The 14,914-nt window shown below is 62.9% G+C and carries 17 protein-coding genes; 6 read left to right on the forward strand and 11 right to left on the reverse strand.

Going from position 1 to position 14,914, the window contains the following annotated elements:
• Positions 1 to 91 precede the first annotated feature (91 nt).
• Positions 92 to 1,132, reverse strand: coding sequence for a zinc-dependent alcohol dehydrogenase family protein (locus BLU35_RS03100; protein ID WP_057250503.1), 1,041 nt, complete (start codon positions 1,130 to 1,132; stop codon positions 92 to 94).
• A complete protein-coding gene (locus BLU35_RS03105; RefSeq protein WP_057250501.1) occupies positions 1,129 to 1,656 on the reverse strand; it encodes a GNAT family N-acetyltransferase in 528 nt (175 codons plus the stop codon). Before BLU35_RS03105 ends, BLU35_RS03100 begins: the two co-directional genes overlap by 4 nt.
• A 153-nt stretch (positions 1,657 to 1,809) precedes the next feature.
• Between BLU35_RS03105 and BLU35_RS03110 the strand changes: the two genes are divergently transcribed.
• On the forward strand, positions 1,810 to 2,691 hold the full coding sequence (locus BLU35_RS03110; protein ID WP_057250498.1) for a branched-chain amino acid aminotransferase: 882 nt from the start codon (positions 1,810 to 1,812) through the stop codon (positions 2,689 to 2,691).
• A 64-nt stretch (positions 2,692 to 2,755) separates the two neighbouring features.
• Here the strand turns inward: BLU35_RS03110 and BLU35_RS03115 are convergent, their stop codons facing one another.
• The 3 genes from BLU35_RS03115 to BLU35_RS03125 form a co-directional block, all read right to left on the reverse strand.
• Positions 2,756 to 3,271 (reverse strand): hypothetical protein, encoded by a 516-nt coding sequence (locus BLU35_RS03115; RefSeq protein WP_093232104.1) that lies wholly within the window; start codon positions 3,269 to 3,271, stop codon positions 2,756 to 2,758.
• A gap of 188 nt (positions 3,272 to 3,459) precedes the next feature.
• Complete coding sequence (locus BLU35_RS03120) at positions 3,460 to 4,047, reverse strand: TetR/AcrR family transcriptional regulator (protein ID WP_057250495.1); 588 nt, start codon at positions 4,045 to 4,047, stop codon at positions 3,460 to 3,462.
• A gap of 233 nt (positions 4,048 to 4,280) precedes the next feature.
• Entirely contained in the window at positions 4,281 to 4,619 is a 339-nt protein-coding gene (locus tag BLU35_RS03125) for a hypothetical protein (RefSeq protein ID WP_057250493.1), read from the reverse strand.
• A 219-nt stretch (positions 4,620 to 4,838) separates the two neighbouring features.
• Here BLU35_RS03125 and BLU35_RS03130 point away from each other — a divergent pair, with 219 nt between their 5' ends.
• Entirely contained in the window at positions 4,839 to 5,441 is a 603-nt protein-coding gene (locus tag BLU35_RS03130) for a superoxide dismutase (RefSeq protein ID WP_057250491.1), read from the forward strand.
• A gap of 84 nt (positions 5,442 to 5,525) precedes the next feature.
• On the opposite strand, the gene BLU35_RS03135 is transcribed toward BLU35_RS03130, so the two are convergent.
• Entirely contained in the window at positions 5,526 to 6,221 is a 696-nt protein-coding gene (locus tag BLU35_RS03135) for a helix-turn-helix transcriptional regulator (protein ID WP_058325546.1), read from the reverse strand.
• Between the two features lie 131 nt (positions 6,222 to 6,352).
• Between BLU35_RS03135 and BLU35_RS03140 the strand changes: the two genes are divergently transcribed.
• From BLU35_RS03140 to BLU35_RS03155, 4 genes are all read left to right on the forward strand, one after another.
• Positions 6,353 to 6,985 carry a LysE family translocator gene (locus BLU35_RS03140; protein ID WP_093232105.1) on the forward strand — a complete coding sequence of 211 codons (633 nt, stop codon included), beginning with the start codon at positions 6,353 to 6,355 and terminating at the stop codon, positions 6,983 to 6,985.
• Positions 6,986 to 7,221: 236 nt separating this feature from the next.
• A complete protein-coding gene (locus tag BLU35_RS03145; protein ID WP_057250485.1) occupies positions 7,222 to 7,668 on the forward strand; it encodes a c-type cytochrome in 447 nt (148 codons plus the stop codon).
• Positions 7,669 to 7,777: 109 nt separating this feature from the next.
• Complete coding sequence (locus BLU35_RS03150) at positions 7,778 to 8,692, forward strand: c-type cytochrome (protein WP_057250483.1); 915 nt, start codon at positions 7,778 to 7,780, stop codon at positions 8,690 to 8,692.
• A 146-nt stretch (positions 8,693 to 8,838) separates the two neighbouring features.
• The gene (locus tag BLU35_RS03155) at positions 8,839 to 9,513 is read left to right on the forward strand and encodes a nitroreductase family protein (RefSeq protein WP_093232106.1); all 675 of its coding nucleotides are present in this window, start codon (positions 8,839 to 8,841) and stop codon (positions 9,511 to 9,513) included.
• 110 nt (positions 9,514 to 9,623) lie between these two features.
• On the opposite strand, the gene BLU35_RS03160 is transcribed toward BLU35_RS03155, so the two are convergent.
• The 5 genes from BLU35_RS03160 to BLU35_RS03180 form a co-directional block, all read right to left on the reverse strand.
• Positions 9,624 to 10,211 carry a DJ-1/PfpI family protein gene (locus tag BLU35_RS03160; RefSeq protein ID WP_057250479.1) on the reverse strand — a complete coding sequence of 196 codons (588 nt, stop codon included), beginning with the start codon at positions 10,209 to 10,211 and terminating at the stop codon, positions 9,624 to 9,626.
• A gap of 10 nt (positions 10,212 to 10,221) precedes the next feature.
• Positions 10,222 to 10,725 carry a GNAT family N-acetyltransferase gene (locus BLU35_RS03165; RefSeq protein ID WP_057250477.1) on the reverse strand — a complete coding sequence of 168 codons (504 nt, stop codon included), beginning with the start codon at positions 10,723 to 10,725 and terminating at the stop codon, positions 10,222 to 10,224.
• A gap of 217 nt (positions 10,726 to 10,942) precedes the next feature.
• Positions 10,943 to 11,356: a MerR family transcriptional regulator gene (locus BLU35_RS03170; RefSeq protein ID WP_057250475.1), complete on the reverse strand. Its 414-nt coding sequence runs from the start codon at positions 11,354 to 11,356 to the stop codon at positions 10,943 to 10,945.
• A gap of 250 nt (positions 11,357 to 11,606) precedes the next feature.
• On the reverse strand, positions 11,607 to 12,140 hold the full coding sequence (locus BLU35_RS03175) for a hypothetical protein (protein WP_093232107.1): 534 nt from the start codon (positions 12,138 to 12,140) through the stop codon (positions 11,607 to 11,609).
• A 38-nt stretch (positions 12,141 to 12,178) separates the two neighbouring features.
• Complete coding sequence (locus BLU35_RS03180) at positions 12,179 to 14,512, reverse strand: glucose/quinate/shikimate family membrane-bound PQQ-dependent dehydrogenase (RefSeq protein WP_502688128.1); 2,334 nt, start codon at positions 14,510 to 14,512, stop codon at positions 12,179 to 12,181.
• Positions 14,513 to 14,914 lie beyond the last annotated feature (402 nt).

Genomic DNA, 14,914 nt, shown 5'->3' on the forward strand with positions numbered 1-14,914 from the left:
AACAAGGTTTAGCGCATTGAGGCCGTGAGTCGGAATGGGCATTGCCGGCACCCTCTCGTAGACGGCGCTTTTCCGGCCGCCCATGGCGCTATCAGAACCGCGTGATGACGCTGATGCCGAGGTCGGTTGCGCGGTCCATGGCGGTCAGTGCAGGGATCGCCTCTGAAAGCGAGATCTCCCGGCCGATCAATTGTTGCGGCTTCAGCTTGCCGTCGGCGATCATCGTCAGCATGGCGTCGTAGCGCCAGGCCTGCATGCCGTGGCTGCCATAGATCTCGAGCTCATGGCCGATCACCTGCGCCATCGGGATCTGCGGCGTCGCCTGGTCGCCGAGCATCAACCCGACCTGCACGTGGCGGCCACGCCGGCGCAGGTTCTTGATCGAGTTGAAGCAGGTCACCGGGTTGCCGAGCGCGTCAATCGAGACGTGCGCGCCGCCGCCGGTGATGTCTTTCACCGCCGCAGCCACATCCTGTACTTCTCGGCCGTTGATCGTCGCGACCGCGCCGAGCGTCTTCGCGAAGGCGAGCTTGTCCTCGGCAATGTCGATCGCGATCGGCTGGGCGCCGAGGGCGGCTGCGATCATGATCGCCGACAGGCCCACACCGCCACAGCCGTGTACAGCGACCCATTCGCCGCCCTTCACCTTCGCCTGGTCGGCGATGGCGCGAAACGAGGTGGCGAAACGGCAACCGAGGCTCGCGGCCGTGGTGAAGTCCATGCTTTCGGGCAGATGCACGAGGTTCTGGTCGGCAAAGTCGAGCGCGACATATTCGGCAAAAGAACCCCAATGGGTAAAGCCCGGCTGGAACTGTGCCTCGCAGACCTGCTGGTTGCCGGAGCGGCACTCGCCGCAGCGGCCGCAACCGGAAACGAAGGGCACGGTGACCCGGTCGCCGACCTTGTAGCGCATCACGCCGCGGCCGGCGGCGGTGACAACCCCCGCCAGCTCGTGGCCCGGTACGTGCGGCAACCGGATATCGGCGTCATGGCCCATCCAGCCGTGCCAGTCGGACCGGCAAAGCCCTGTGGCCTCGACCTTGATGACGACGCCGTTTTCGGTCGGGGTCGGATCGGGAAGGGTTCGGATTTCGGGCGTCTTTTCGAACGCATCGTAATACATGGCTTTCATCGGGGCGCTCCTTGCAATGCGGGTACGGCGCGGCCGTCGATGTGTCGCGCCATCAGAATTTCGTCGACCTCTACGTCTCCGTCGAGCATGCCCCCGGGGACACGGCCGATTTCGTGAAAACCCTCACGCGCGTAGAAGCGGATGGCCGTCGGGTTGTCGGCGCGTACGACCAGTTCCAGCAGGCGGATGCCGGACGCGCGGGCATGGTCGGTCAGATGGGTGAGAAGGTGCCGCGCCACGCCGGATCCGCGGGCTTCGTCGCGCACATAAACCATGATGATCGTGGCGCGGTGCGCCAGCCGGCTCGCGCGTTCGCGCATCAGCCCCATGATGCCGACAGGCTGGTCCCCGTCGAGAGCGGCAAAGACGGCGTTGGTCGTCAGCCGCGCCCGCCATTCCTCCGTCGAAAGGCGCTCCCAGTCTGCCGTAGTCGAGGCGAATGCTTGTGGCTCGCGGTTGAGCGCTTCCAGCCGTATGCGGCGGAAGATATCCACGTCGTCCTCGTCCAGATGCTTGATGCGCACGGCTGTCCCTTTCCTTTGCGCATGAGACTAAGCGAGAGGCCGTCCAGGTACCAGAATGGCCGCCATGACATTTTTTGATATACCCATTCACCACGATGCTGTTTTTTCGGGTTATGCCGAGTAAGCAGAACAAAAAACCTGAAGGAGACGCCGATGGCCGTCGATACATCCCCCCGCTCAGTGACCTGGACCTATGTCGATGGCGAATGGCTCTCGGGCAACCCGCCGCTGATCGGCCCGACCTCGCACGCGATGTGGCTGGGTTCGACGGTGTTTGACGGCGCCCGCGTCTTCGACGGCGTTGCGCCCGACCTTGATCTGCATTGCCAGCGCGTCAACCGCTCGGCGACGGCGCTTGGTTTGAAGCCGACGATGGCAGCGGAAGAGATCGAGGCGCTGACCTGGGAGGGTGCCAAGAAGTTCGACGGCGAGACAGCGCTCTATGTGAAGCCGATGTATTGGGCCGAGCACGGCGCTGCCGGGGTCGTCGCCATCGACCCGGAATCGACCCGTTTCGCGCTCTGCCTGTTCGAGGCGCCGATGGGCAACGGCCATGGCGGCTCGTCGCTGACGCTCTCGCCCTTCCGCCGACCGACGCTGGAATCGATGCCGACCGATGCCAAGGCCGGCTGCCTCTATCCAAACAATGCGCGCGTCCTGACCGAAGCCCGCTCGCGGGGCTTCGACAATGCGCTGGTGCGCGACATGCTCGGCAACATCGCCGAGACCGGCTCTTCCAACGTCTTCCTGGTCAAGGACGGCGTCGTCTATACGCCGGCCGCCAACCGCACCTTCCTCGCCGGCATCACCCGCTTCCGCGTGATGACGCTCCTGCGCGAAGCCGGTTTCGAAGTGGTCGAGGCGACACTGACCATGGCCGACTTCGAAACGGCCGACGAGATCTTCACCACGGGCAACTATTCCAAGGTGCTGCCGGTCACGCGCCTCGAAAGCCGAGACCTGCAGGCCGGTCCGGTCGCCGCCAAGGCGCGCGATCTCTATATGGATTGGGCGCACGCAGTCCGCGACGTCTGACGCACGCTCACATGCAATGCCCCGGCGCTCGGCGCTGGGGCAAAATGGCTGTCGGTTCGGGCACTCAGTACGAGCGGGGAGCGCGCGCCCTGACCAAGGCGCGCTTGTGGATCAGGTAGGCCTGGACCGACAAGCCTGCCAGGAAGATGACCAGCCAGGCAAGCAGCGTGGTCTGCACGATCGGCGATTCCGGCCCGCTGGCAAGCGGTTGCGAGGCGGGCAGGCGCTTCAGCGTCTCGGCGATTGCCGGCACGATCAGCAGGAAATAGCTGAAGGAGAAGCCCAACGTCGTCAGATAGGGTTTCAGGCGGCCAACGAAGGCCAACCGTTCGATCGCCAAGCTGCCGGCGATGACCGCCAGCGTCACGATGCCAAGCGCATGACCCTCGTTGAAGCCGCCGGTGCTTGAAAGCCCGGCAGCGGTCAGGACCGCCAGGACGAGCGTGGCGAGGTAGATCTTGCCGGATCGGGTGGCGGGCACGATCGCGCCGTAGCGGGCAAAGCCGTAGAGGCCGGTAACGACGGGCGCGAGGCTGATTGCGGTATGAATGATGCCGAGCGTGGAAAGCGGATTTGCCATGAGCTTACTCCTTCAGATTTCGACCGACTAGTTGGTCGATAACTTGGCGAAAAAGAGACGCGATGGATTTAGCTGCCCATCGCGTCCGTTGGTTTTGATTTTTAGCGCGGGTCTGCACAGTCCACCGTTCCCGCGGGAACAGCGTCCTGCACATGCTCGTTCCATCGCCGGCGCTTTCGGGTCGGCGATCAAGCTTCGACTGTCGGCTTGAGCCGGTCCAATGCGGGCCGGGCGATCGCGGAAAAAACGGCCGGATCGGAACCGGCGACGCGCGCGGCAAGCATCGCACCATGGACGGTGGCCATCAGGGTCTCGGCCTCTGCCTTCGGCCCTCGCACCGCCTTCAGATGCCCGCTGACCACGCCGTCCTCGATCACTGCGCCGAGCCAGCCGGAAAGGTCGGCAAAATGACCGCGTACCTGCTGAACGACAGCGTCCGGCAGCGAGGGTAACTCCGAGGCGAGCAGGGCGCCAATGCAGAAGGGCAAATCCTGCCTGGCGATACAGTCTTCCCAGTAGCCGACATAGGCTTCAAGCCGCGCGACCGGATCGCTGACGGCGGCAAACAATCCCTCGACGTGGCGCCGATTGCTCTTGCGGTAGCGAGCAAGCACCATAGCCGCAAGGTCAGCCTTGGTCGGGAAGTGATGGTGGATGGTCGCCTTGCCGACGCCCAGTTCGCCCGAGATGTCGGCATAGCTGAACGCGTTGTAGCCCCGCGACACCATGAGGTGTTCGGCTGAGTCCAGGATCCTCTCATAGGTATCGCTCACCATGACCAAGACTTATCAACGGGTCGGTTGAAGCTCAAGCGACGAGCGGCCGTCGAGGCGCTTGTGCCATTGTCTTGGTGCAGAGGCGCCCAGCCGGTCTGTGCGGCTGGGCAGACGAAGTCTGCGGCTGCCGGCCTATCGGCCTTGCAGGATCGCATGTTCGATTCGCAACTCATTGTGGCGGACGCCAACTGGCTGCAAACGGCAGGCAGTTCGTGGTCTAGGTCGGCTCTCGGCTATTTCTTCTTTGTCGGCACGCCCACCTTCACCGTGTCGGGCGTAAGCTCGCCGCCGAGTTCGACCGTCTTCTTTTTCTTGTCGAAGACGCAGATCTGCGTGACCGCGGCCTTGGAGCCCTTTGGCGTACCGATCACCAGCGCCAGACCGAAGCTCTCGGAGCCGAAGGGATCGACGACGGCGCTGGCCTTTTGCAGGGAGGTGGCGGCCGCCAGGCACTTCTTCGAAACCTCTGCCCGGAACGTCTCCCACGCATCGCCGGAAGAGGCCGCGGCACCGGATGCGGTGAAGGCCGCAGCAGTGGAGAGAACGAGAGCGGGGAGCAAGCGCTGTGGCATGGGTGATCCTTAGTGCATGATTGCAAGAGCGGCGAGGCTGCAGGCAAACCGTGGCGTCAATGTGCTCGAAAGTGTCATGCTTTCAAAATGATGTTGAAAGTATATTCCGTGGGTTGAGGAAAAATTGGCATTGCATCGGTTGCCTCCATGGGGGCCGGTGCCTATGTTCCCGCTCACAGATTTACCTGACGAAATCCCATGCCAAGAGGAGATGCCCACATGGCTTTCGAATTGCCGAACCTTCCCTACGATTACGATGCGCTGGCGCCCTACATGTCGCGCGAGACGCTCGAATACCACCACGACAAGCATCACCTCGCTTACGTGACCAACGGCAACAAGCTTGCTGAAGAAGCCGGCCTTGCCGACCTGTCGCTCGAGGAAGTCGTCAAGAAGTCCTATGGCACCAACCAGCCGCTGTTCAACAATGCCGGCCAGCACTACAACCACATCCACTTCTGGAAGTGGATGAAGAAGGGCGGCGGCGGCACCAGCCTGCCGGCCAAGCTCGACGCGGCCATCAAGTCCGACCTCGGCGGCTACGACAAGTTCCGCGCCGATTTCATCGCTGCCGGCACCGGCCAGTTCGGCTCGGGCTGGGCATGGCTCTCGGTCAAGAACGGCAAGCTTGAGATCTCCAAGACTCCGAACGGCGAAAACCCGCTCGTTCACGGTGCTTCGCCGATCCTCGGCGTCGATGTCTGGGAACACTCCTATTACATCGACTACCGCAACGCCCGTCCGAAGTACCTCGAAGCCTTCGTCGACAGCCTGATCAATTGGGACTACGTGCTCGAAATGTACGAAGCCGCGGCCAAGTAAGTCGCTCGTTTTCCGTGCATGACGTTTGGACCCGGCGCTTGCGCCGGGTCTTTTCATTTGGGCTGCGCTCCGGCAATAGATGGGTCAGGCCGCGGTCGGTGGCGTTTTCCAGCCGCTGACCCAGAGTTCCCTCAGGCGGTTGCCTTCGCCCGGGAAATACGCGCCCGCCGCCTCGCAATGTTCGACGCGGTCGGCGCGGAAATTGCGGATAGCCTGCCGCAATTCGCACCAGGCAACGATGTTGGCAGTTTCGGAATAGTAGATCAGCGCCACGGGCCGGATCATCCGCTCCGTCGCGCGGCCGAGTTCGTCGCGATAGTTGAGTTCGAGCTTCTGCTCGTCGCGGATCGCCCGGCGCACCAAAGCGAGATCGATGCCGGCGGGCGAAGGGGCGATCGTTCCCCAGGCATGCAGCGCCTGGGAACGGAAGGCGAGCCGGAGCGGCTCGGGCACCGCGGCAGTGATCTTCTTGTTGACGCGGCCGGCTGCCGCCTTCAGTTCTTCGTCGCCGGTCCGTGAAAGCAGCGCCAGCGCCACGGCGATCGCTTCCGTTTCTTCGATCGAGAACATCAGCGGCGGCAGGTCGAAACCGGGCCTGAGGATATAGCCGATGCCGCGGCCGCCCTCGATCGGCACCCGCATCGCCTGAAGTGCTGCGATATCGCGGTAGATCGAGCGCACCGTCACCTCCAGCGTCTCGGCCATCGCCGCGCCGGTCACGGGCTTTCGCGCAAGCCTGAGGATCTGGATGATCTCGAAAAGCCGTGCCGCCTTGCGCATCGAAAACCGCTCCCGTCGTCAACGCTCCTGACAATGCCTTGTCAGTTGCCCGGATTTATACCATCAGCCAACGAATTGAAAAAACAGCAATTCGTATAGAGAAATGAAAAATCAGGCGACGGACAACTGACATGACCTACACGGAAAATCTCTGGCTCTTCTTCACCTTGCTGTTCGGCATCATCATCGTGCCGGGCATGGACATGGTCTTCGTTCTGGCGAACTCGCTGACCGGCGGCCGGGCCTCCGGCCTGTCGGCGACGGCCGGCATCATGGCGGGCGGCGTGCTGCACACGCTCTATGCGGCGCTCGGGGTCAGCGTCATTCTGCATCTGGTGCCTGGTCTCTTCAACGTGCTGCTCGTCGCCGGTGCTGCCTATATCGCCTGGATCGGCTTTTCGCTCGTCAGGAGTTCGATCACCATCGGCGGCATCGAAGGCTCGGGGAAGCTCTCGCGCTGGACGAGTTTCCGGCAGGGTGCGCTGACGAGCCTGATGAACCCCAAGGCCTATCTCTTCATGCTGGCGGTCTATCCGCAGTTCCTCAAACCCCAGTTTGGGCCGATCTGGTCGCAGGCTCTGGTCATGGCCGCAATGATCGCGACAACGCAGCTCGCGATCTATGGCGGCCTGGCGCTTGCCGCCGGCCGCGGTCGTGATTTCCTGGTTGGCAGCCCCGGCGCAACGATGTGGATCGGCCGCGCCGCCGGCGTGGTGCTCATTCTGGTCGCGGCGTTCACCATCTGGCAGGGCTGGGCGAACTGATGTCCATCGTGGCCGCGAGTGAAGTATAAACATGATTATAAATGTCATATTTATACTTCTGACCGGTCGAAATCCCGGAAATACGAGGCGATCATTGGAAATTCTGCTGTCGTAACAAGCACATCAAAAAAATGTTACTTCCGCAGAATAATCAAGATGACATCATGCCGGCGCATTGGACATGAAGGCTTGCCAGGCAGATTCGCCAAACAGATTTGATTGACCGGGAGAACCTGATGAAAATACGCGCACTGATGTTGGCTGCCGCTCTTGCGGGCCTGGGGGTTACTGCCGTCACGGCAGCCGACGAGCCGCAGGTGGTTCGTCAGCAGCTGATGAAAAAGGTGGGTGCGGCGACCGGCGCGCTTGCCGGCATCGCCAAAGGTGAGAAACCCTATGACGCCGAGGTCGTCAAAGCGTCGCTGACGACGATCAGCGAAACGATAAAGACCTTCCCTGACCATTTCCCGGCCGGTTCGGAGACGGGGCATGAGACCGAGGCGAGCCCGAAGATCTGGGTAAACATGGATGACTTCAAGGCCAAGGCCGCCAAGCTCGGCACGGATACCGCGACGGTTCTGGCACAGCTCCCGGCTGACCAGGCCGGAGTCGGCGCGGCCCTTGGCGGCATCGGCAAGGACTGCGGCAGCTGTCATGAGAGCTATCGCCTGAAGAAGGATTAAGGGGCGGCGACGTCGCATCATGTTGACTAGGGAGGCACGCGACTTCGAGCCGCGTGCCTCTATCTGCATTTAGAGCCGGCCCGCCTGCGGCTAGGCATGAGGGGTGACAATGGGGCGTCGCACGAGAAAGCTGATTTCGGGTCTTGTGGTGCTGGGCGTCGTGGGTGGAGCAGCCTTCTGGTGGCTGACGAAGCCGGCGCCGTGGAGTGCGTCTCATTGGGAGGGGCTCGGGGAACCGGATCTTGCCAACGGCGAACAGGTTTTCTGGGCCGGCGGCTGCGTGAGCTGTCACGCCAAGCGGGGCGCCGAAGGTGACGCTCGCCTCGTTCTTTCCGGCGGCGCACCGTTGAAGAGCCCGTTCGGAACCTTCCATGCGCCGAACATCTCGCCTGACGAGACCGCCGGCATCGGCGGGTGGACGCTTGCGGACTTCGGCAATGCGATGACCCGCGGCGTGGGACGCAACGGCGAGCATCTCTATCCGTCCTTCCCCTATGGCTCCTATACGCGCATGACGCCCAATGACGTCAACGATCTCTGGGGTTTCATGAAGACCCTGCCGAAGAGCGCTTACGTGGCGCCGCCGCACGAACTGCCGTTCCCCTACAATATGCGGGTGGCATTGGGCGGCTGGAAGCTGCTGTTCCTGACAGACAAGCCACGCGTCGCGGTGGACGCCAACGATCCAAAGCTTGCCCGCGGCCAGTATCTCGTCGAGGGACCGGGCCATTGCGGCGAGTGCCATACGCCCCGTAATGCGATTGGCGGTTTCGAGCCCGATCAGTGGCTGGCCGGCGCGCCGAATCCGGAGGGCCAGGGCCGCATCCCCGACATCACACCCGGTTCCAAGAGCATCGGCGGCTGGAGTGCATCAGATATCGCCTCCTATCTGGAAACCGGCTTCACGCCGGAATTCGATTCGGTCGGCGGCTCGATGGTCGAGGTGCAGAAGAACATGGCGAAACTGACGCCGGCCGACCGGGAGGCGATTGCCGCCTATCTCAAGGCGGTCCCGGCGCTCTGACCCTTGATCTTCGCGTCGAGGCGCGCTCAACTCCTTCTGCATGCTTTCCCCGATGGGGAAAAACATGCAGGAATTCAAAGTGCTGCAGCGACCTTTGTGCGTCAAGAGGGGCGCGCGTTGCTGCAGGACAACGAGGAGGAGACTGAATGCGCCCACACGAAACCGTGCCCTATGACCAGTGGATCGAGCGCAGCCCCGAGGAGATGGCGACGCGTGCCGCCGACTTCTACGACGAGATCAACCGTCGGCGCACCACACGCTATTTCAGCGATCGCACGGTGCCGCGGGAGGTGATCGAAACCTGTCTGAAGGCGGCCGGCACGGCGCCGAGTGGCGCCAATCATCAGCCCTGGCATTTCACGGTCATCGAGAGCGCCGCGATCAAGGCCGAGGTGCGCCGCGCGGCGGAAGAGGAAGAGCGCATCTTCTATCGGGATAAGGCGCCGCAGGAATGGCTCGACGCATTGGCGCCACTGGGCACGGACGAGGACAAACCTTTCCTTGAGACCGCTCCCTACCTGATCGTCATCTTCTCGCAGAAGCGCGGCGGCCCCAATCCGGGCGACCTGAAGAAGAACTACTACATCAACGAAGGTGTCGGCATCGCCACGGGTATCCTGATCACGGCGCTGCATCATGCCGGGCTCGCGACACTCACCCATACACCGGCGCCAATGAATTTCCTCAATGAGATCTGCGGCCGACCGAAAAGTGAAAAGCCGTTCCTGATCCTGGTTGTCGGTTATCCCGCCCCGGATGCGACCGTTCCGGTCGCCGGCAAGGTGAAAAAGCCGTTGGATCAGATCTCGAACTGGCTCTAGAGCATCCTGCCCTCAAGTGGAATCGCTGTGGGCAGAAAGATGCTCTAGAATCAAAGTGCTAGAGCGACCTTTGTGCGTTCATAAGAACGCACGGCGCTTTAGCGCAAGTCTCAGCCGACGCTGCCGCTTTCATTCGTCCGATGCTCGTGTCCGTAGAGCGCGAGAAAGCCGTCGAGTTCCGTCGAGCCAAGGCCAAGTCCGTGCAGGATCTCGCCGGCAAAACTGATCGGCGCGGTTCCGGCGGCGGTGACGACATGGCCGCCGCGCAGTGCCTGCGGCTGATCGCGATAGTGCGGCCCACCGCGATAGCCGGGCAGCGCCGCAAGGCTTTCGGCGCTGTTGCCGGTGTGGTCGATGCCGTTGAGAAGACCGCTTGTGGCGAGCGCATTGACACCACCGCAGATGGCCGCGACCACCCGCTTGTCGCGATCGAAAGCGCGGATCGTTGTCGAGAGATCAGGAGCCTCATTCGTGTCCCAGATCGATCCGCCGCAGATCACCAAGCCATCGAAGCCCGCAGGATCGAGCGCGTCGATCGACAGATGCGCCGAGACGTCGAGCCCGCCCATCGACGTCACGCGTGCGCCGTCGGCTGTGGCGACCTCGACATCGATGCCGAGATGGGTGCGCGCCGCCGCCATCAACAGCGCACATTCCCAATCGGCGAAGCCTTCACAGAGCACGATTGCAAGACGCATCGTTCGATCCTCATCCAAGCTTCTGCATATAGCGCATGCCGGTCACCGGACGAGGCACGAAGCGTTCGGATTCGTAGAAATGATGCGCCTGGAAGTTGCCCGTGGCGGCGCTGACCGAAAGGAAGTCGCAGCCGGCCATCTTCGCCTGCTCGCGCGCCTTGGCAACGAGGTGACGGCCGATGCCGGTGCCGCGGCTTTCAGGGCGAACGAAGAGGTGATGCAGTTCCATGCCGCGTGCACCTTCGGCTGCCCGGTAGATCGGCACCAGGATCGCGTAGCCGATCAGCCGATTGCCGGCCTCGGCAACGAGTGCCGTGATCCAGGGCGTGCGGCCGAAGAGATCGCGCTCGAGCTGTTCGGGCGTGATCGGCGCGGCATCGCCGTGGTGGGCGGCAAGCTCGGCGATCATCTCGCGCAGTTCCGGCAGGTCGCGCTGCTTGGCGCAGCGGATCGTGACCATCGGTGGCCGCGTCGACGGGACCGGATGAAGGGTAGGGATGGCGGTCTGTAGCATGTCTTGGCTCCTCGGGTTTTCTCGCCATCAGGAGCCGGAAAAACAAAAGCCGCCTGATGGCGGCCTTGTTGAATATGATCAGCAGGCCGCTCCTATCGGAACAGCCAAAAATACACGCGGCAAATGGGTGCGTTCTTGATCATGGGCGCTAGATTGTTCGTTTTCGCGATTTTGTCAACGGGATTTTTTTCGCGCGAGCGACGGTGGCTCGGCAGTCTCAGTGCTCGTTTTCGCACATCGAGTGGTCGGCCAGGGCCCGGATCACATAGCAGTCGCCCACCGTATGGTTGCCGTCGCAGGCGACGATGCGTTCCAGTTCCTGCTCCAGCTTCTTCAGCCGGGCGATCTTCTCGCGAACGGTCGCCAGATGTTCGCTGGCGATCCGGTCGGCTTCGCCGCACGGGCGTTCCGGATGCTGGCTGAGGGCGAGCAAGTCGCGGATGGAATCGATCGACAGGCCGAGGTCGCGCGCATGGCGGATGAAGGCAAGTCGCTCGAGCTCGCTCTTCTCATAGCGCCGCTGGTTGCCTTCGGACCGTTCGGGTGCCGCGATCAGCCCCATCTGCTCGTAATAGCGGATCGTCGGGATTTTGACGCCGGTGCGCCGTGAGAGATCGCCGATGGAATACATGCTCGCCTCAAACCTATAGCTACTGGAGCAATAGATAATGACACGCTGTCGGGTGTCAATGGCAGTGGGAGGGAAGGGCCCATCTAGGCCCTCCCGAATGCCGAGACTGTGGCGTCGGCAAATCCTGGCCTGACCTACTCGAACAGCGCCAAGCTCAGCCATCTCCCGGCCGAAGGTCGCTTTGCGCGCCGGGCTCGCGGTTACAATCCATAACCGGACCGAGGCAAGCCGGACCGGCAATTCCGCTTGCTCAGAGGATGTCATCGCCGCCGTTCGCGATGTCCGTAGCGGCGTCATCACGTTGCTTTTCGACACCCATCGCACGTTCGATCGCCTGGCGGACTTCGTCCTCGACAGCCTTGCGCTGATCGGGATCCATCGCCTTGAGGTCTTCTTCACTGAGACCAAGCGATTCCAGGATCTGCGCGCGGATCTGTTCCGCCAGGCTCATCTTCGCGCGCTTCAGGAATTCGTCGCTGACCGAGTTGCCTGAGGGAGCCGCCCCTTCCTGGTCCGTGATCGAGGCCGTGCCGGTTTCGTCGCGGGTCGCGGTCGCCCACAAGGCGTTGGAGAGCGCATTCAACGTCGACGGCGGCGCAATCGTCGGGGCTTGGCGCGGGCGCGCGTCGGTGCCGGTCTCTTCTATCGGCGAAACCGTACCCATCTGCTGGCGGCGTTGGGAGAAGTAGTAGTTCGAGATGCTGTTGTCGATCTTCATGGGAAACCCCCGGAATCTGTCGTCCGGGGGAAGCTGCTTTTGCGGGCTTGCGCGGAGCTTGCCCATGCAACCTTCTAGCGAGAATTAGGGATGATTCTCGCACCTCAAGGCAGGGTGTAGGCGATGATGTAGTCGCCGGGCCTCGTGCCGATCGAGCCGTGGCCCCCGGCGACGATCAGCACATATTGCTTGTCGCCGACCGCGTAGCTCATCGGTGTCGACTGGCCGCCGGCGGGCAGGCGTGCTTCCCAGAGCTGGCGGCCGGTCGTCAGGTCATAGGCGCGCAGATAGTCGTCGACCGCGGCGCCGAGGAAGGCGAGGCCGCCCTTGGTGATCATTGGTCCGCCGATGCCTGGCACACCTACCTTGAACGGCAACGGCAGCGGCGTCATGTCCTCGACGGTGCCATTCTTGTGCTTGTAGGCGATCTTGCCGGTTCGAAGATCCGCGCCGGCGACATAACCCCATGGCGGCGCCTGGCAGGGAATGCCGAGCGGCCCGAGGAAGGGGCCCATAAAGACGCCATAGGGCGCGCCGTCGTTGCGGTTGAGGCCCTGTTCCGATCCCTTCTCGTCCTGTCCCTTTGGCGGAACCTGATCGCGAGGCACGAGACGCGAGGTGAATGCAAGGTAGGTCGGCATGCCGAACATCACCTGCCGTTCCGGATCGATGGCGACGGAGCCCCAATTGAAGGTGCCGAAGTTGCCGGGATAGACGAGCGTCCCTTCGATCGACGGCGGCGTGTAGCGCCCCTCGTATTTCAGCGACCGGAACGCGATGCGGCAGGCAAGCTGGTCGAAGAGCGTGACGCCCCACATGTCCTTCTCCTGCAGCGGCGCAGGCATGAAGGTGAGGCCGGAGACCGGCTGCGTCGGCGCGGTGAAATCCTCAGCGATCGCTCCGCCCGGCGCCTGAACCTCCTCAACGGGGATGATCGGCTCGCCGCTCCTGCGGTCGAGCACGTAGATATCGCCCTGCTTCGTCGGCCCGACCAGCGCCGGCACCACTGTGCCGTCTTCCTTGGTGATGTCGAGCAAGGCCGGTTGCGCCGGCACGTCCATGTCCCAGAGGTCGTGATGCACGGTCTGGCGCACCCAGCGCACGGCGCCGGAGTTGATGTCGAGCGCGACGATTGACGACGAGTATTTCTCGACGTGCTCGCTGCGGCCCATGCCCAGCTGGTCCGGCACCTGGTTGCCCATGGGGATGTAGACCAGGCCGAGGCCCTCGTCGTAGCTGAACACCGACCAGCTGTTTGGCGAGTTGGTCGTGTAGGTCTGGCCCTCGGGAAGGGGCGTCGTTACATCCGGGTTGCCGCTGTCCCAGTTCCAGATCAGCGCGCCGGTGTTGATGTCGAAGGCACGGATGACGCCGGATTGTTCCTGGGTCGAGTAGTTGTCGTTGACGGCGCCGCCGATAATGAGCTTGCCGGCAACGGCCACCGGTGGTGACGTCGAATAATAGTAGCCGGCCGGATTGTACTTCATGCCCGTTTCGAGATGCAGCACGCCGTTATCGGCAAAGCTGGTGCAGACGGAGCCGGTCGCCGCGTCGAGCGCGATCAGGCGCGCATCGGAGGTCGGCAGGTAGACCCGCTCGGCGCAGGGGCTGCCCGGCGCGGCAGCCGGATCGGCCCAATAGGTGACACCGCGGCAGGTCTGATGCTGGCGGTCGGGGTTCATGCCCGAGTTGGAATCATACTTCCATTTTTCCTCACCGGTTGCGGCATCGAGCGCGATCGCCCAATTGTGCGGCGTGCAGGCATAGAGCGTGTCTTTGATCTTGAGCGGCGTGACCTGATAGGTCGTCTCCCCGACGTCGTCGGGCCGTTTGACGTCGCCTGTCTGGTATTGCCAGGCAACCCTCAGATTGCCGACATTGTCCGGCGTGATCTGATTGAGCGGCGAATACCTTTGACCGAACGGCGTGCGCCCGTATTGATGCCATTCGCCCGGAGGCACCGAACCTCCCAGCGGCGGGTTGGCGGCAACGACATCGCTTGGCAGATCGCCGCGGATATCGTGCTGATCCAGCATCAGGGCATAGCCCGCCACGCCGATCGAGATGAGTATGGCGATCGCCAGCGGCCAGGCGCTCACCGCATAGCGCTCGCCCGTAGGGCTCTGGAAGCCGAGTGGCTGACGGACGGCCGGCAGCAGCAGCCAGAGCCCCAGAAGCACGATGACGCCGCCGCGCGGGCCAAGCTGCCACCAGTCGAAGCCGACTTCCGAGATCGCCCAGCCGAGCGAGCCGACGATAATGAACGCATAGAGCCAGATCGCCGCCGATTTCCGCATGAACAGGAGCACGGCCGTCAGCAGGAAACCGATACCGACGACGAGGTAGTAGGGGCTGCCGCCGAGTATCAGCAGCTTGGCCCCGCCGCCACCGAGCACGAGGCCGATGAGAGCGAAGACGATGGCCGTCAGGATGAGCATGATGGAAACTCCCGCATTGAAGAACGGTGCCGCGGCACGGTTTTTTCCATAACGCCGGTCCCCGTTCGGGGCCGCGTGAGACAGGTCGGTTTCGGAGTTGGCGGTCGCAAGCAACTTCGCGGCAGCCTGGCGTGGAATGGCGCGTTTGGCACCCTTACCGGTAGCACCTAACGCGCCGCACCTGCCTTTCAATAGCCACAATTCCGCAGCGCGGAAATTTAGAGGCATGCGATGGGGTTGTGCTCAAGGCGCCGAGGTAGCTGAAGGCAAGGCGGACATGCGCTTCGGCTCGGCCCGCTGCCAGAGAAAGCGGCGCTGCCTTCGCAGCGCGCAAAAACAAGAAGATAGAGCGTTTCGGTGAATCAATACCGGAGGAACTGTGCGGGATCGCTTCAAGGCGAC

Origin of the sequence: Sinorhizobium sp. NFACC03 (assembly GCF_900103435.1) — a bacterium.
GTDB lineage: Bacteria > Pseudomonadota > Alphaproteobacteria > Rhizobiales > Rhizobiaceae > Ensifer.

Excerpts from the sequence above, each read along its gene's own strand:
- BLU35_RS03100 (WP_057250503.1), bottom strand. The coding sequence starts at position 1,132 with ATGAAAGCCATGTATTACGATGCGTTCGAAAAGACGCCCGAAATCCGA.
- BLU35_RS03110 (WP_057250498.1), top strand. The coding sequence starts at position 1,810 with ATGGCCGTCGATACATCCCCCCGCTCAGTGACCTGGACCTATGTCGAT.
- BLU35_RS03115 (WP_093232104.1), bottom strand. The coding sequence starts at position 3,271 with ATGGCAAATCCGCTTTCCACGCTCGGCATCATTCATACCGCAATCAGC.
- BLU35_RS03120 (WP_057250495.1), bottom strand. The coding sequence starts at position 4,047 with ATGGTGAGCGATACCTATGAGAGGATCCTGGACTCAGCCGAACACCTC.
- BLU35_RS03125 (WP_057250493.1), bottom strand. The coding sequence starts at position 4,619 with ATGCCACAGCGCTTGCTCCCCGCTCTCGTTCTCTCCACTGCTGCGGCC.
- BLU35_RS03130 (WP_057250491.1), top strand. The coding sequence starts at position 4,839 with ATGGCTTTCGAATTGCCGAACCTTCCCTACGATTACGATGCGCTGGCG.
- BLU35_RS03135 (WP_058325546.1), bottom strand. The coding sequence starts at position 6,221 with ATGCGCAAGGCGGCACGGCTTTTCGAGATCATCCAGATCCTCAGGCTT.
- BLU35_RS03140 (WP_093232105.1), top strand. The coding sequence starts at position 6,353 with ATGACCTACACGGAAAATCTCTGGCTCTTCTTCACCTTGCTGTTCGGC.
- BLU35_RS03145 (WP_057250485.1), top strand. The coding sequence starts at position 7,222 with ATGAAAATACGCGCACTGATGTTGGCTGCCGCTCTTGCGGGCCTGGGG.
- BLU35_RS03150 (WP_057250483.1), top strand. The coding sequence starts at position 7,778 with ATGGGGCGTCGCACGAGAAAGCTGATTTCGGGTCTTGTGGTGCTGGGC.
- BLU35_RS03155 (WP_093232106.1), top strand. The coding sequence starts at position 8,839 with ATGCGCCCACACGAAACCGTGCCCTATGACCAGTGGATCGAGCGCAGC.
- BLU35_RS03160 (WP_057250479.1), bottom strand. The coding sequence starts at position 10,211 with ATGCGTCTTGCAATCGTGCTCTGTGAAGGCTTCGCCGATTGGGAATGT.
- BLU35_RS03165 (WP_057250477.1), bottom strand. The coding sequence starts at position 10,725 with ATGCTACAGACCGCCATCCCTACCCTTCATCCGGTCCCGTCGACGCGG.
- BLU35_RS03170 (WP_057250475.1), bottom strand. The coding sequence starts at position 11,356 with ATGTATTCCATCGGCGATCTCTCACGGCGCACCGGCGTCAAAATCCCG.
- BLU35_RS03175 (WP_093232107.1), bottom strand. The coding sequence starts at position 12,140 with ATGGGCAAGCTCCGCGCAAGCCCGCAAAAGCAGCTTCCCCCGGACGAC.
- BLU35_RS03180 (WP_502688128.1), bottom strand. The coding sequence starts at position 14,512 with ATGCTCATCCTGACGGCCATCGTCTTCGCTCTCATCGGCCTCGTGCTC.